The organism is Saccharothrix violaceirubra, from assembly GCF_014203755.1.
Taxonomy (GTDB): domain Bacteria; phylum Actinomycetota; class Actinomycetes; order Mycobacteriales; family Pseudonocardiaceae; genus Actinosynnema; species Actinosynnema violaceirubrum.
In genome coordinates, this window is the sequence record NZ_JACHJS010000001.1 from 2,926,724 (window position 1) to 2,941,264 (window position 14,541).

A 14,541-nucleotide genomic window follows, 5' to 3' on the forward strand; every position below is an offset into this window, starting at 1 on the left:
CAGAGGAGAGTCATGAGCCGGTCAGAGCACGCCGCGCCCCTGTTCGCGCCCGTCGACATCGGCGGGCTGACCGTGCCGAACAGGGTCGTGATGGCACCGATGACCCGGGCGTCGTCGCCCGGCGGCGTGCCCGGTCCCGACGTCGCCGAGTACTACGCACGGCGGGCGGCGGGCGGCACCGGCCTGATCGTCACCGAGGGGGTCGTGGTCGACCACGCGCCGAACATCGTGCCCGACGGCATCCCGCGCTTCCACGGCGAGGACGCGCTCGCCGGCTGGCGCCGTGTCGCCGAGGCCGTGCACCGCGTGGGCGGGCTGATCTTCCCGCAGCTGTGGCACCTCGGCGCGTACGACGGGCCGGACGCGGCGCCACGCGGCGACGTGCCCGCCGTCGGCCCGTCGGGGCTCGGTGTCAGCGGCGAACGGGTCGGCGAGCCCATGACCGAGGCCGAGATCGCCGCCGCGATCGGGTCGTTCGGCCGTGCCGCGTCCGACGCGCGCCGGATCGGGTTCGACGGCGTCGAACTGCACGGCGCCCACGGCTTCCTGATCGACCAGTTCCTGTGGGACTTCACCAACAGGCGCACCGACGCCTACGGCACGCGGTCGCGGTTCGCCGCCGAGGTCGTCGCCGAAGTGCGCCGCGTGACCGCGCCCGACTTCCCGATCAGCCTGCGCTTGTCGCAGTGGAAGATGGGCGACTACGCGGCCCGCATCGCGGGCACTCCCGAAGAACTGGCCGACCTGCTGCTGCCGCTGGTCGAGGCGGGCGTCGACGTGTTCCACCTGTCGACCCGGCGGTTCTGGCTGCCGGAGTTCGCCGGCTCCGACCTCACGCTCGCGGGTTGGACGCGCAAGATCACCGGCAAGCCGGTCGTCGCCGTCGGCTCGGCGGGGTTGGCGGCCAGCGACTTCGAGAGCGCCTTCGCGGGCGAGGGCGCCGCGCCCGAGGGCGTCGAGACGATCGTCGCCGCACTGGAACGCGGCGACTTCGACCTCATCGCGCTCGGCCGCGCGCTCGTGTCCGAACCGGACTGGGCGGCCAAGGTCCGCACCGGTCGCACGGCCGAGCTGAAGCCGTTCTCGCCGGCGGACCTCGCCGCGCTCAAGTGACCTCAGGGGGAGAAATGACCGAGCGGATCCGTGTCGGCATCGTCGGCGCGAACCCGGACCGGAGCTGGGCCGCACGGGCCCACGTGCCGGCGTTGCGGGCGTTGCCCGAGTACGAACTGACCGCCGTGGGCACGAGTCGGCAGGAGAGCGCGGACGCGGCGGCGCACGCGTTCGGCGCGCGCCACGCCTTCGCCGACGCCCGCGCGCTCGCCGAGTCGCCCGACGTCGACCTGGTCGTCGTCGCGGTGAAAGTGCCGGCCCACCGCGAACTCGTCGGGATCGCTTTGGACGCGGGAAAGCACGTGCACGTCGAGTGGCCGCTCGCCCGCACCACGGCCGAGGCCGAGGAGCTGGCGAAGGCCGCGGCGGACACGGGAGTCCACACCTCGATCGGGCTCCAGGCGCGGTTCTCGCCGGAGATCGCGCACGCGCGCACGTTGATCGCGGACGGCGTGCTGGGCACCGTCACGGCCGCCACCGTCTACTCGTCGCGGTTCCGCGGCACCACCAACGCCATCCCGTCCTTCGCGGCGTACGTGCTGGACCGCGAGAACGGTGCGGGCACGTTGGAGGTCGCCGGCGGCCACACGATCGACGCGCTGGAGTTCCTGCTCGGCGGCGTGTCCACGCTGTCCGCGCACCTGGCCACCCGACGCACGGAGTACGTCGACGCGGAGAGCGGGGCGCCGTTCACCGCGACGGCACCCGACAACGTGCTGCTCAACGCCACTTTGGCCACCGGGGTCGTGGCGTCGGTGCACATCAGCGACGGCCGGGTGACCAACGCGCACACCCGGTTCGAGATCTCGGGCACCGCCGGCAGCCTCACCATCGAGTCCCACGGGCCCGCCGGTGTCGGCGGCGTGCAGTTGGCCGACCTGCGGCTGGTCGGCTCGGAAGGCGGCACTCCGGTCGTGCTGCGGGTCGAACCGGACGGGCTCGACCTGTCCAACCCGGCGGGCAACGTCGCCCGCCTGTACCGGGCGCTGGCCGCCGATCTGCGCACCGGCTCGCGCACGACGCCGGACTTCGCGGAAGGTCTGCGGGTCCACCGGCTGCTCGACGCCGTCCGCGCATCGGCGGCCGACAGCCCGACCGCGGTCTGACCGTGGACGCCCGGGGCTTCGCACGCGACTGGGAGAGGTGGTGGAACGACCGCGACCTCGAACCCCTCCTGGCCCGCTACGCCGACGACGTCGTGGTGCGCTCGCCCGCCGCGGCGCGGTTGCTGGGCGACGGGGTGCTGCCCGATGGGGTGTTGCCCGATGGGGTGTTGCACGGCCGCCGGGCGGTGCGCGAGTTCTGGGCTCGCGGCCTGGCGGCCGTGCCGCACCTGCGGTTCGCGGTGGTCGGCGTGTTCGAGGGGGTGGGGACGGTGGTCCTGCACCACCGTGACCAGGACGGGCGGTTCGGCGTGGACGTGTTCACGTTCCGCGACGGGTACGTGGTCGAGGTCGTGGGCGCGGCGGAATCGCGCTGACCCGTCTCGTGAGGGATGCTCCGGTTCCGGTACGATCGGGTTCATCTGGTGGAACTCGCACGCCATGTGTTGACCTCGTCACCCTCTGCTGTTGAAGTGGGTGCCGTGCCGCGCCCGATCGTCCTGACCAAGCGCCGCCACGTGGACCTCGTCCGGGTGGCCGCGCAGGGCTGTCCCACCCGCTAGTTCCGTCGGTACGTCCACGCACACCACTGGAGTTCCGCCGTGCCCGAAGAACGGGAACGGGGGCCGCTGAAGTTCGCCTACTGGGTGCCCAACGTCAGCGGCGGCCTCGTCGTCAGCACCATCGAACAGCGCACCGACTGGTCCTACGAGTACAACCGCGCGCTCGCGGTCCTCGCCGAGGACAACGGTTTCGAGTACGCCCTGACCCAGGTCCGCTACCTCGCCAGTTACGGCGCGTCCTACCAGCACGAGTCGACGAGTTTCAGCCTCGCGCTGCTGCTCGCGACACAGCGGTTGAAGGTGATCGCCGCCGTGCACCCGGGGCTGTGGCACCCGGCGGTGCTGGCCAAGCTGATCGCGACCGTCGACCACGTCTCGGGTGGTCGGGCGGCGGTCAACGTGGTCAGCGGGTGGTTCAAGGGCGAGTTCACCGCGCTCGGCGAACCGTGGCTCGAACACGACGAGCGCTACCGCCGCGCCGAGGAGTTCATCCGCGTGCTGCGGGCGAGCTGGACCGAGGAGTCGGCCGAGTTCGCGGGCGACTTCTACCGGCTGCGCGGCTACGACCTCAAGCCGAAACCGCTGTCGCACCCGGAGATCTTCCAGGGTGGCAACTCCACCGCCGCGCGGGCCATGGCCGGTCGCGTCTCGGACTGGTACTTCAGCAACGGCAAGGACTTCGAGGGCGTGAGCGAGCAGGTCGCCGACGTGACCGCCGCCGCGAACGGCCGCCGCGTGCGCTTCGGGCTCAACGGTTTCCTCATCGCCCGCGACACCGAGGCCGAGGCCCGCGAGACGTTGCGGGAGATCGTCGCGAAGGCCGACGTCCCGGCGGTACAGGGGTTCCGCGACGCCGTCGCCCAGGCGGGCGCCTCCACCGCCGACCGCAGGGGCATGTGGGCGGACTCGTCGTTCGACGACCTGGTGCAGTACAACGACGGCTTCCGCACCCGGCTCATCGGCACGCCCGAGCAGATCGCGCACCGGATCGTGGAGTACAAGCGACGCGGCGTCGACCTGCTGCTGCTCGGTTTCCTGCACTACCACGAGGAAGTCGCCTACTTCGGCCGCCACGTGCTGCCGATCGTCCGCGCACTGGAAGCGGACCTGCCCGCCGAACCGATCGGAGTCCGACCGTGACCACATCCGCTCCGCACACCTGGACCACCGCGCCCGCGACCGCCGACGGGTGGATCGACCGCGCCCGCGAGGTCGCCACGCTGCTGGCGACCGACGCCGTCGAACGCGACCGCGCGGGCGCCACCCCGCACGCCGAGGTCGCGCTGCTCAAGGACAGCGGTCTCGTCGTGCTGCTCGGCCCGGTCGAGCACGGCGGCGGCGGACAGGACTGGACCACGGCGTACCGGGTGATCCGCGAGGTGGCCGCCGGCGACGGCTCGGTCGGCCAACTCCTGGGCTACCACTACCTCTGGTTCTGGGCCGCACGGCTGGTCGCGACGCCCGAGCAGATCGCGGCCGTCGAGGAACAGGCGACCCGCGACCGGTGGTTCTTCGGCGGCGCGGTCAACCCGCGCGACAACGACCTGGTCATCACCGAGGACGGCGACGACCTCGTGTTCACCGGCCGCAAGTCGTTCTCGACCGGCAGCAAGGTGTCCGACGTGACCGTGCTGGAGGGCGTGATCGAGGGCACGGACAAGCACGTGTTCGCGATCGTCCCGTCCGCACAGGACGCGATCGTGTTCAACGACGACTGGGACAACCTGGGCCAGCGGCTGACCGAGAGCGGCAGCGTCGAGGTGCGCGGCGTGCGCGTGCCGTGGGCGCAGGCGGCGGGCTACGTCGACCGCGAGTTCACGCCGCGCGTGTACAACACGCTCAACGTGCCGCTGATCCAGTTGGTGTTCGCCAACTTCTACCTCGGCATCGCCAAGGGGGCGCTCACGACGGCCGCGACCTACACCCGCGACCGCACCCGGCCTTGGCCGTACGCGGTGGAGGTGAAGGACGCCGCGGTCGCGGAGTTCCACGTCCTGGAGACCTACGGCGATCTGCAGGCCAAGCTGTGGGCGGCGGAGGCGCTCGCGGACCGCGCGGCGACCTTGATCGAGGCGATCAACACGCACCCGGACTCCGTGACGCCGCGCGAGCGCGGCGAGGCGGCGGTCGTGATCGCGGCGGCCAAGCAGCGCGCGGTCGACGTCGGGCTGGAGATCGGCAGCCGCGTGTTCGAGGTGACCGGCGCCCGCGCGACGACCAACTCCGTCGGCCTGGACCTGTACTGGCGCAACATCCGCACGCACAGCCTGCACGACCCGATCGCGCACAAGCGCGCCGAGGTCGGCCGCTACGCGCTGCTCGGCGAGGTGCCGGAGCCGACCTGGTACACGTGACGGTCCGGGCGGTGAAGCGCCCGGCCGTTCCGGTCGGGCGCTCCGTGCGGTTTCACCGAAGGGATTCGAGCACGGCGGACTCGGGGAACCCGCCCGGCGAGCCGTAGCCGTGCTCGGCCAGCCAGCGGATGTTGGTCAGGCAGCGGAACGCCCACCAGGCGCGGATCGGTTCGCGGTCGATTTCGGTGCCGTAGCCGGTGAGGACGTCGTCGAGGTGTTCGGGGTGTCCGAGGGTGAGGACGGCGAGGTCGAAGTGCGCGTCGCCCCGGGACGCCTCGGACCAGTCGAGGATGCCGGTGATCTCGTCGTCGGCGACGAAGACGTGGTCCACCTGGAGGTCGCCGTGGACGAAGACCGGCGTCCAGGGCCGCAGGGCGGTCTCGGCGAGCCGGCGGTTGCGGGTGATCACCTCGGCGGGGAGGACGTCGTGGGCGGTGAGCCACTCGCACTCGGCGGCCAGGCGTGCGGCGAGTTCGTCGGGGCCGGGACCGGGCCGGGGTGGTGGCGGCGCGTCGTGCAGCCGCCGGACGGCGGCACCCGCCGCGACCCACGCCGCCGCCGACGCGGTCGACGGCTCGCCGAGGCGGCCCAGCGCCGTGCCGGTGAGGGCCGCGAGCGCGAGCACGGGCGGGGTGTGCCAGAGGACGCGCGGTGTCGGTACCGGCGCCAGGGCCATCGCCGCCACCTCGTCGTCGGTGCGGTCCCGGTCGGCGTCGACCTTCAGGAACACGTCGCCGACACGCAAGGTCACGCGTTCGTCATGGGCGACGACCACCTTCACCGGGTCCATGCCGGTCATCTTTTCGGGGTTGCGCGCCGACGTCACCCGATTTGCCGTGTGCTTGCGTCTCCCGTAGGGGGAGATGTGAGGGTGAGGGCGTGAACGGCGACGCGCTCCACTCGATCGGCGAACTGGCCCGGCGGACCGGGCTGACGGTCAAGGCCATCCGGTTCTACTCCGACCGCGGGATCGTGCCGCCCGGTGACCGCAGCCCGGCGGGTCACCGCCGCTACGACGCCGATGCCGTGGCACGCCTGGACCTCGTGCGGACACTGCGCGACCTGGGAGTGGACCTGGCCACGATCCGGAAGGTCGTCGACCGGGAGATCCCGCTCGCCGAGGTCGCCGCCGCCCACGCCGAGGCGCTGGCCGTGCGGATCCGCGTGCTGCGGTCGCGGCGCGCGGTGCTGACGACGGCGGCCCGACGGGCGTCGACCCCCGAGGAGATGGAACTCATGCACAGACTGGCCAAGCTCTCCGACGACGGACGCCGCCGTCTGGTCGACGACTTCCTCCAAGCCGCCTTCGGTGGTGTGGCGGCCGATCCCGCCTTCGTGGGGATCATGCGGTCGTTGACCCCCGAGCTGCCCGACGACCCCGAGCAGGACCAGGTCCAGGCGTGGGTGGAGTTGGCGGAGCTGTCCCAGGACCCGGACTTCCGCGAGAGCATGCGCCGCGTCGCGGATTCCCTCGCGACCGAACGGGCACACGTCGACGGCGTGTACCGCGACCCCGTCGCCGCCGTCCGCGAGCAGGCCGGTCCGGCTTTGGCGGCCGGCGTCGACCCGGCCTCACCCGACGCCGACCCGGTCGTCGCGGCGGTCACCGCCCACTACGCGGACCTCCGCGGCGAGGCCGACGATCACGACCTCCGCCGCCGGTTGCTGACCCGGTTCGAGATCGCGAACGATCCCCGTCGGGAGCGGTACCTGCGGTTGCTCGCCGTGGTCAACGGCTGGCGGGCACCGGAGAGCGCGACACCGGCGCTCGAGTGGTTCATCCGGGCGTTGCGCGTCCGGACAGCGGGCCTTTCATCGGCGCCTTCACCTCTTTCCCGTACGGACGGCACCAGGACCGCCGGAACCGTCCCGGCGGTGGAGTCGGTCCCGGACCCGGCGCGTTAGCGTGTGGTGCCGTCGTCGGGCTCGTCCTCGGGAGAGGTGTGCTCATGCTGAACACGGCAACGGCGGCGGTCCTGGCCCTGTCGACGGTGGCCCCGGTGCACCGGGTGGCCGATCCGCCGCTCCACGTGGACCTGGTGTCGGCCGTCGGGTCGGGTTGTCGTGGCGCCTTCGTCGGTGTCGCCGCGGACAACCGGTCGTTCGAGATCGGCTTCGGCGACTTCGTCGCGCTGGTCGACGGCCACCGGCCCGTGGACCGGAAGTCCTGCCGACTGGGGCTGCGGATCGTCCTGCCCGCCGGCTACACCTACGGCATCGCGGGCGCCACCTACCGGGGCTATGTCGATCTCCGCCCGGGTGCCGCGGCGTCGCACCGGGCCAAGCACCACATCCAGGGCGGGATCGGCCTCGGCGGCGTGGAATCGCGGTTCGCCGGTCCTCGCGTCGAGGAGTGGCAGGCGGACTACGCGCCGGACCTGCCCATGATCGTCTACGCCCCGTGCGGCGAACGCCGGGACCTGATCGTCGACTCGGAACTGCGGGCGGCGCTGGGCACCTCGAACCCGGCCACGCCCAGTGGGATCGCGGCGGACACCGTCGCCGACCGGCCCGGCCACATGGTGTTCCGACTCGCGACCAAAGCCTGCCGAGTGATCGAGGCGTCGTAAATCCGGTCGTGCGCGTCGACGTGTAGGGGACGATGGCGCGATGACCGCGGAACGACCAGAACGCGAGGTGCGCGCCTGGTACGACGACGACACCATCAGGGTCTACCAGGCGTACCCCGCGCCCATCGCGGACGCGGCGCTCGCCGCCGGGACGTTCGTGCCGCCGTTCAAGCGCGAGCGCATGACCTGGATCAAGCCCTCGTTCCGGTGGATGGCCTACCGCTGCGGCTATGCGGGCAAGCCCGGCCAGGAGCGGGTGTTGGCGGTCGACATCACGCGCGAAGGGTTCCACTGGGCGTTGGCCCATGCGGCGCTGAGCCACTTCGTGCCCGCCGTGCACGGTGATCAGGACGCGTGGGACGCGGCGGTGAAGGCGTGTCCGGTGCGGGTGCAGTGGGACCCGGAGCGGACCCTGCGGCACGGGCCGTTGACGCACCGGTCGATCCAGATCGGCCTGCGTGGGGAGGCGGTGCGGCGCTACGTGGCGGAGTGGATCACCGGGATCACGGATGTCACCGACGTGATGCGCGCGGTGGGCGGATTGGTCTCGGCCGGCAGGCTCGACGAGGCGACGGCGCTGTTGCCGGTGGAACGTCCCTATCGACTGCCCGCGGCCCTGGCGACGCGGCTCGGTGCCGGCTGAGTCCGTGCGGAATCGCTTCTTCCCCGGCATCGATATTGTCGCGGGAACATCATTGAGGTGATCTCACCAACGGTGGCTCAAGCATCGAAGGCGTGATGGCGCGCGGAGGCATGATCGGGCTGCTCACTCGACGAGTTGCACAGTCCCGGAGAGGTGGGACGAGGGACTCCTGGTACACGCGTGGACACGGCGACGGCTGGTTCGAACACCTCCAGGAAACTCTCGCACGGGCACGCCACGCGACCCGGTTCGAGGCCGAGGTCTCGATCCTGAAAGTCCTCGCGATCGCGCACCTGTGGCACGGCAGGACGCGCGAGAGCATCGAGACCTTCGGCCGTGTGCTCGACCTGTACCGGGACCACGAGGACTGGGACGGTGTCGGCGCGACGTTGAACAACCTCGGCGCCGCGCACGCCGAACTCGGGCAGGACACCGAAGCACGCGCCCTCTACCAGCAGGCGGTCGACCTGCACGACACCCGGCACCCGAGACCGCAACACGCGGGCATCCTCGCGAACATGGCGCTGGTGGTCGCACGCCAGGGAGACCTCGACACCGCCCGGTCGCTGTGCGAACGCGCGCTGGCGATGGTCGCCGACCACCCGCCTCCCGCGACAGGACCGGTGGCCTCCACGGCGTACGGCCACCTCGGGATCGTGCACCGCCTGGCGGGACGCGTGGACCTGGCCGTCGAAGCGCTCGGGACGTCGCTGCTCCTGGCCCGGCAAGCCGGGGATCGCCTCACCGAATGCTTCTTCCTCAACGAGATGGGCGAAACGCTGAGGGTCGGCGGCGACCTCCCGGAGGCCGTCGTCAACTTCCGCCGGGCACCCGACCTCGCCACCACCATGAACCACTCCCCCCAAGCTTCACGGGCACACGCCGGCATCACCGACTGCGGGCCTGCCCACCTCTCTCACGGCACACCACCGCCACGCACCACGCACGGGCCGGCTTCAGCCTGATCCCTCACAAAGACACACTGCGTCCCGGACCTCCGTACGACACCACCGGCCGGCCCGCGCCGGCGAGCACACGCCGCCCCGGTCGACCGGCCGCCGATAGTCCGAAGTGGACTCCCAGGGACAGCCGTGCGGGCTTCCCGCCCGGTACCGACGGATGTGCGCGCGGCGCACGGGCAAGCGCGAGCACTCCGGCACCGGCACGTCTGTGGTGACCGGGCCGAAGGTCCCCTCACTGTCGCCAAGACCGCGCCGCGTCGCCGTCGGTCCTCGGCACTACGACTTCGCCGGCCGGACCCGGATCGCGAGCGTTCCGGTGTCCACGTCGAAGTCGACCGGCCCCGCCAAGCCATTCGCGACCGCACAGCCCGTATGCGCGAGCAATCGGAATAGAGCGCAAAGCCGATGTTGGGCGGCGAAGTCGGAAATGGCGCCGTCCGGGCCATGACCTCGCCGGGGATCTTTCCCTCCCCTCCAGCGGACACGGCAGAGGGCATCGATCCGCGCCGGCGGCAGTCAGGCGATCGCGTCGAAGCCGCCCTTGGTGGCGCGATGCAGGACGTGGTCGGGCACGAGGCCGGTGCCGGCGAACGCGGCGTGCGGCAACGGTTTGCACCGGTGCGGGTTGCCGCGCAGGCGGCCGGGGACGGCCGAACAGAACCGGACGACCTCGGAGTCCGGGTACGGGGCGACGACCTCCACGCCGTGGCGGGTTCGAGCGGTCTCCTGCCGGCCGGTGACGTCGACATCGAGGTGGTGATGGCGCACGCTGGGGTCGGTGGTGGCAACCGAGGTCCCTCGGGGGCCTATCGCGCCCTCGTAAGCGTTGCCGACGCAGGCGCCGCTACTGTTGTGTCGTGTCGACTCGTTCGGGTGGCAGACGCGGACAGCTATGGTTGGCCGCTCTGTGTGCGGCGGTGGCGGCGGCCGGTACCTGGTGGGCCGTGCGGAATGCCGGTGGCCCCGACGAAGGAAACGTCCCCGGCGACGAGACGGTCGTCGACCGGGTCGTGGAAGGGCCACTGGGCGAGATTTCCGCGACCGGTCCGGTCAGTCTGGTGACGCCCTCGACCACACAGCCCCCGAAGACCCCGTAGCCGTCGGTCCCGGGCCCCGTCGGTCCCGGGCCCCGTCGGTCCCGGGACCGACGGCGTTCACTGGACTTCCGGCCACAGGCGCAACAGCCACTGCTCTCGCTCGCCGCTCTCCCGGTAGCGGACTTCGAGGACGAAGTGCGGTGCCGGCAGCGCGACCTCCCACTCCTCGGCCATCTCGATGTCGAGCTGGCCGACCCGCGCCGTCGTCACCCGCTCCCAACGCACGGTGGCGATGACCGACTCGTGCCAGGTCTGCGGGGAGGCGGGTGGTAGTTCATCGTGGACCTCGACGGTGAGGTCCACCGGACCGTCCTCGCGGCCGGTGAGCAGTTCGAGCTGGCCCGAGCCCGGGTCGACGAGCAGTGAGCCGTACTCGGCCCGCTGTCCGTGTTGCGGCAACTCGTCGGCTTGGAGCAGGAAGCACCCGCGGGAAGCTTCCACGACGCCGGTGCGCCGGTCGATCAGAGTCATGGGATCGCCGCTCAGCCGATGAGGTTCACCCAGAAGGTGTCTTCCTGGATGATGCGATCCCATTCATACCAGTTGTTGAGTTGGATGCCGCCCTCACGGTTCTGCGCGGCGGGGATCAACCTGCCGGACACCGGACCGCCGCTGGCGCCGCCCTCCTTCACCGAGGCGAACGGGTACTCGTCACACTGCTCGACGCGCCAGTTCCAGCCGCCGGGACGCGCTGTGCGGCACTGGGCTTTGGGCTGCTTGCGGTTCTCGTCTTGGAGGTCGGAATTCCGGGTCCGGGTCAGCGGCGGGCCGTCCGGTCCGGCATTGCGCCACCGGCCGGGTGCCCTCAACTGGTCCTGCGCGTATCGGATGTGGTCGATCAGGGAGGCGACCGGGTAGGCGGTGTCGTTCTTGTCGTAGGTGAGGAACGGGCGCACGTTGTTGAAAATGCACGCCTTCTTGGAGCGCAGTTGCGCGGAATCGCAGCGGCTCGCGACCCGGTTGCCGACGCTGTCCAGGATGCTGGCGGCGTGTCCCGCGCCACCACGGCCGGTGAACCAGCTGTAGATCTGCAGCGGCGCGATGGCGTCGCCGGTCAGCCCGATGTCTGCGATGCTGGTGTCGGTTAACACCGATTCGAAGACGTTGTTGCGTTCCTCCTTGATGTCCTCAAGAGTCGACCGTCGGTCAGGCTGATAGCGCTTGCTGCACGCGGACTTGCCCGGCTCGCCCGCGCAGTCGGCCCACGCCGCCACGAGCGCGTCGTCCTCGAACTCGCCTATTGTCTCGACGGTGTCGAAGGTCTTGCCCCAGATGTGGAACTTCCGGTTGCGGGCGTCAGCGTAGCCCAGCCACATGACCTCGATCAGGATCTCGTCGGTCAGCCGGCACCCGCTGGTGCCGCACTTCAGCCGCTGCCAATGGACCGTGGCACCGCGGCACCACCGGTAGTGGTTCTGCGTCCACCCCTCCAGGCTGTACACGTTGCCCGCGTTGGCGGGACTCCGGCACTCGTTCTCGTGGCCGACGTCCCAGCCGCTCGGGACATCCGGCAGCGGCAGCGCGGCCTTGGTCGCACCGACCTGGCCTGGTTGGGCGACACCGAAGTCGGTGGCCTTCGCCTCGTAGAACCGGCCGCCGGTGGGGACCAGCGGCTTCCCGTCGGGAGTGGTCTCGAACGCGCGGCTGACGACGGTCTCGGCGGTGCCACCGGTCGGAGGCGCGGAGGAGGGCTCGGCGGTCGCCGCCGGAATCAACGTGACCAGGAGAGTGCCGCCGGCCAGGACGGACCACACCTTGCGAACGTGCCTTCTCATCGTGATCTCGACTCCGGGTTGCTCGGGATGCGGCGGGGGATGACGTCGTCCAGTCGGACGGGCCGTGTCGACACGGGGCTCACGCGATCAGGTCCATCGCGTTCCACCCGTAGCCCACGACTGTCGGGCTGTGGAACGTCGAGTCGCCGTTGTACCCGCCGGCGTTGCGGTAGACGACCAGTTCCCCGTTGCCGTTGCGGGTCACGACGTCGGTGAAGTCGTCGATGGTCACCGTCACCAGCGTCATGATCTGCACCGAGTGCCAACCGAGACCGACCCGCACGGGCCCGACGAAGGTGGAGGTGCCGTCATACCAGAGGTTGTGCGGGTACAGCTGCAGCGTGCCGTCGTCATGGCGACGTGCGACGATGTCGGCGCGGGAGTCGTCGGAGGTCAGTTCGGCGATGCCGATCCAGTCCATGATGTTCCAACCGGTACCGATGGTCTCCGGGGGCGACCAGGTGTTGGTGCCGTCGAAGATGCCGGTGTGCGGGTAGACGGACAGGGTGCCGTCCGGCCATCGGGCGACGAGGTCCTGTTCGCCGTCGTCGGTCACGTCGGCCACGGCGAGTGCGGTGATGACGTTCCACCCGGTGCCGACCTCGACCGCCTCGCCGAAGGTCAGACCTCCTTGCAGCCGACCACTTCCCGGATAGACCACCAGCGTGCCGTCGGCACGCCGGCCGACGAGATCCGCGGCGAAGTCGCCGGTCACCTCGTTCACCGCGATCCAGTTCAATGCCTCCGTGCCGAACAGCACCGCATGTCGTCCGCCGAACGTGCTCGTGCCGTTGTAGGAGCCGCTGTGCGGATAGACGTAGATCGTGCCGCTGGACGCCTCCCGGGCGACCAGGTCGGACCTTCCGTCGCCGGTCAGGTCGTGCCACTGTGACGGGATGGTCGCGGCCGCCAACACGTACGACCCGGTCGCGCGGGGGTCACGGCCGTCGGGCCACGGCGCACCCGAGGCCGGTGCCGTGAAGGTCGCACCCATTATCACGGCGACGGTTACCGAGGCCGCCATGCGCAACCCGCGAAACCGGCGGGGGTACAAATGTCTCACGCGGTCAATCCTCTCCGAAAAGCTCTCGCCTATCCCGACACGGCGACAAAGGAAGATGGGCATGCTCGGATACGATAGGAGCGAGCGCCCCGCCGACGACACAGAATGGCGGACCGCACAATTAGGCAAAAATGGCACGCACGGTCAGCGGCGCGCAAAGTACTGCAGAAATAACGCGAGCGAAGCCCCATCCCCCTTTAATCATCCCCAATCGGACACTAGCGCTCGGAGCGGAAGAAGCCAAGGGATTCGTCTTCTATCGCCGGAACGCCCTACCCGCGCCAATCTTCCGTCGGTCCATCGGCGGCTGATGTGACGGCGGGTGGCCGATCCCGCCGGCAACGCTCGCCCGATCGTCGCCGTCGCGTCTCAATCGGCCGACGGGACTTCGTCGGGTCGCGGGCTCATAGAGCATCGAGGTTGCGTTCGAAGTCGACATCGGCCGGATCGGGTCAGCTTGCGCACCTTGACCATCACTCAGAGAAACTCCATGGACGACACCACACAGGACGCCGAACACCCGATCGTCGACGTCGACGCGACGACCCAGGCCGTAGGGTACGGCGACCTGACCCTGCTTTCTTTGTCCGAATGTTTTCGACCGGTGGCGAAGAGTCTTTGTGGGCTGTCCCGTCGAAATGTGGGATTTGCCTTCCTGTCCGGTGTGGAAGAAGGAGTGCGCCGATGCGTGGAAAAATCCGCCGACGGAAGTCGGGGGGTGTGGCCGCGGTGATCGCTGCCCTGGTGCTGCTGTTGATGGCGGTCGGTACGGCGGCCGCGGCGCCTTTGTCGGGCGGTGTGGACGGAGTGTCGCGGTACTCGACGGGTGTCGTGCCGTCGGTCGTGGGGTGGGATGTCGCGCCCGCGCGCGGCCGTCCAAGCCGCGGGTTTCGCGGTGTGGACCACCGGGGGCTACGTGGATTGCGGGCCGCCCTACGTGCGGGCGCAGAGCCCGGCAGGCGGGGCTTCGGCGCCGCTGGGTTCGCTGGTCACCTTGAGGATCAACCAGCGGCCGGGGCCCGGGCGGCCCTGCCTGTGATCCGGGTGGCATGACCGTTCGACGGGACTTCGCGAGCGGTGTGCGCACCGGCGTGTGTCCGGGGCGTCGAAATGGTGGCGACCTACGCGGCGGTGGTCATGGGACGGTCATTTCCCGGGCATTGGTGTTCCATTCAGTGTGGCGTGACATGTGCCATCCCGGAACGTTGTGGTCGAGTCCGAACTTCGGTGTGCCCCGGGGGCGTCGTGCGGGTTCTTCTCGCGCGCGGCCGGCTTTGTCGGGCCGTTTGGTGTCGCCT

The 14,541-nt window shown here is 70.5% G+C and carries 16 protein-coding genes; 11 read left to right on the top strand and 5 right to left on the bottom strand.

Going from position 1 to position 14,541, the window contains the following annotated elements; translation table 11 throughout:
- Positions 1 to 12: 12 nt before the first annotated feature.
- The 6 genes from F4559_RS13955 (at position 13) to F4559_RS13975 (ending at position 5,133) form a co-directional block, all read left to right on the top strand.
- Positions 13 to 1,113 carry an NADH:flavin oxidoreductase gene (locus F4559_RS13955; protein WP_184669008.1) on the top strand — a complete coding sequence of 367 codons (1,101 nt, stop codon included), beginning with the start codon at positions 13 to 15 and terminating at the stop codon, positions 1,111 to 1,113.
- Between the two features lie 14 nt (positions 1,114 to 1,127).
- Positions 1,128 to 2,219, top strand: coding sequence for a Gfo/Idh/MocA family protein (locus F4559_RS13960; protein WP_184669010.1), 1,092 nt, complete (start codon positions 1,128 to 1,130; stop codon positions 2,217 to 2,219).
- A 2-nt stretch (positions 2,220 to 2,221) separates the two neighbouring features.
- Positions 2,222 to 2,593: a nuclear transport factor 2 family protein gene (locus F4559_RS13965; protein WP_221447227.1), complete on the top strand. Its 372-nt coding sequence runs from the start codon at positions 2,222 to 2,224 to the stop codon at positions 2,591 to 2,593.
- Positions 2,594 to 2,689: 96 nt separating this feature from the next.
- On the top strand, positions 2,690 to 2,779 hold the full coding sequence (locus F4559_RS36330) for a putative leader peptide (RefSeq protein ID WP_312865633.1): 90 nt from the start codon (positions 2,690 to 2,692) through the stop codon (positions 2,777 to 2,779).
- Positions 2,780 to 2,818: 39 nt separating this feature from the next.
- A complete protein-coding gene (sfnG, locus tag F4559_RS13970; protein ID WP_184669012.1) occupies positions 2,819 to 3,919 on the top strand; it encodes a dimethylsulfone monooxygenase SfnG in 1,101 nt (366 codons plus the stop codon).
- Positions 3,916 to 5,133 (top strand): acyl-CoA dehydrogenase family protein, encoded by a 1,218-nt coding sequence (locus F4559_RS13975; RefSeq protein WP_184669014.1) that lies wholly within the window; start codon positions 3,916 to 3,918, stop codon positions 5,131 to 5,133. The genes sfnG and F4559_RS13975 overlap by 4 nt, the downstream gene beginning before the upstream one ends.
- 52 nt (positions 5,134 to 5,185) lie before the next feature.
- On the opposite strand, the gene F4559_RS13980 is transcribed toward F4559_RS13975, so the two are convergent.
- Positions 5,186 to 5,923 (bottom strand): phosphotransferase family protein, encoded by a 738-nt coding sequence (locus F4559_RS13980; RefSeq protein ID WP_184669015.1) that lies wholly within the window; start codon positions 5,921 to 5,923, stop codon positions 5,186 to 5,188.
- A gap of 89 nt (positions 5,924 to 6,012) precedes the next feature.
- Here F4559_RS13980 and F4559_RS13985 point away from each other — a divergent pair, with 89 nt between their 5' ends.
- From F4559_RS13985 to F4559_RS14000, 4 genes are all read left to right on the top strand, one after another.
- Entirely contained in the window at positions 6,013 to 7,038 is a 1,026-nt protein-coding gene (locus tag F4559_RS13985) for a MerR family transcriptional regulator (protein ID WP_184669016.1), read from the top strand.
- Between the two features lie 44 nt (positions 7,039 to 7,082).
- The gene (locus tag F4559_RS13990) at positions 7,083 to 7,703 is read left to right on the top strand and encodes a DUF4360 domain-containing protein (RefSeq protein WP_184669017.1); all 621 of its coding nucleotides are present in this window, start codon (positions 7,083 to 7,085) and stop codon (positions 7,701 to 7,703) included.
- 40 nt (positions 7,704 to 7,743) lie between these two features.
- On the top strand, positions 7,744 to 8,346 hold the full coding sequence (locus F4559_RS13995) for a DUF4291 domain-containing protein (protein WP_184669018.1): 603 nt from the start codon (positions 7,744 to 7,746) through the stop codon (positions 8,344 to 8,346).
- Between the two features lie 95 nt (positions 8,347 to 8,441).
- Positions 8,442 to 9,311, top strand: a complete 870-nt coding sequence (locus tag F4559_RS14000; RefSeq protein WP_246445852.1) for a tetratricopeptide repeat protein — start codon at positions 8,442 to 8,444, stop codon at positions 9,309 to 9,311.
- 513 nt (positions 9,312 to 9,824) lie between these two features.
- On the opposite strand, the gene F4559_RS34985 is transcribed toward F4559_RS14000, so the two are convergent.
- From F4559_RS34985 to F4559_RS14020, 4 genes are all read right to left on the bottom strand, one after another.
- Complete coding sequence (locus F4559_RS34985) at positions 9,825 to 10,076, bottom strand: asparagine synthase-related protein (protein WP_184669020.1); 252 nt, start codon at positions 10,074 to 10,076, stop codon at positions 9,825 to 9,827.
- Positions 10,077 to 10,462: 386 nt separating this feature from the next.
- Complete coding sequence (locus F4559_RS14010; protein ID WP_184669022.1) at positions 10,463 to 10,876, bottom strand: hypothetical protein; 414 nt, start codon at positions 10,874 to 10,876, stop codon at positions 10,463 to 10,465.
- An 11-nt stretch (positions 10,877 to 10,887) separates the two neighbouring features.
- Positions 10,888 to 12,180, bottom strand: a complete 1,293-nt coding sequence (locus tag F4559_RS14015; RefSeq protein ID WP_184669024.1) for a NucA/NucB deoxyribonuclease domain-containing protein — start codon at positions 12,178 to 12,180, stop codon at positions 10,888 to 10,890.
- Between the two features lie 79 nt (positions 12,181 to 12,259).
- Complete coding sequence (locus tag F4559_RS14020) at positions 12,260 to 13,243, bottom strand: hypothetical protein (protein ID WP_184669026.1); 984 nt, start codon at positions 13,241 to 13,243, stop codon at positions 12,260 to 12,262.
- Between the two features lie 490 nt (positions 13,244 to 13,733).
- Between F4559_RS14020 and F4559_RS14025 the strand changes: the two genes are divergently transcribed.
- A complete protein-coding gene (locus F4559_RS14025; RefSeq protein WP_221447229.1) occupies positions 13,734 to 13,976 on the top strand; it encodes a hypothetical protein in 243 nt (80 codons plus the stop codon).
- Positions 13,977 to 14,541: the final 565 nt, after the last annotated feature.

Excerpts from the sequence above, each read along its gene's own strand:
- F4559_RS13955 (WP_184669008.1), top strand. The coding sequence starts at position 13 with ATGAGCCGGTCAGAGCACGCCGCGCCCCTGTTCGCGCCCGTCGACATC.
- F4559_RS13960 (WP_184669010.1), top strand. The coding sequence starts at position 1,128 with ATGACCGAGCGGATCCGTGTCGGCATCGTCGGCGCGAACCCGGACCGG.
- F4559_RS13980 (WP_184669015.1), bottom strand. The coding sequence starts at position 5,923 with ATGGACCCGGTGAAGGTGGTCGTCGCCCATGACGAACGCGTGACCTTG.
- F4559_RS13990 (WP_184669017.1), top strand. The coding sequence starts at position 7,083 with ATGCTGAACACGGCAACGGCGGCGGTCCTGGCCCTGTCGACGGTGGCC.
- F4559_RS13995 (WP_184669018.1), top strand. The coding sequence starts at position 7,744 with ATGACCGCGGAACGACCAGAACGCGAGGTGCGCGCCTGGTACGACGAC.
- F4559_RS14000 (WP_246445852.1), top strand. The coding sequence starts at position 8,442 with ATGGCGCGCGGAGGCATGATCGGGCTGCTCACTCGACGAGTTGCACAG.
- F4559_RS14010 (WP_184669022.1), bottom strand. The coding sequence starts at position 10,876 with ATGACTCTGATCGACCGGCGCACCGGCGTCGTGGAAGCTTCCCGCGGG.
- F4559_RS14015 (WP_184669024.1), bottom strand. The coding sequence starts at position 12,180 with ATGAGAAGGCACGTTCGCAAGGTGTGGTCCGTCCTGGCCGGCGGCACT.
- F4559_RS14025 (WP_221447229.1), top strand. The coding sequence starts at position 13,734 with ATGGACGACACCACACAGGACGCCGAACACCCGATCGTCGACGTCGAC.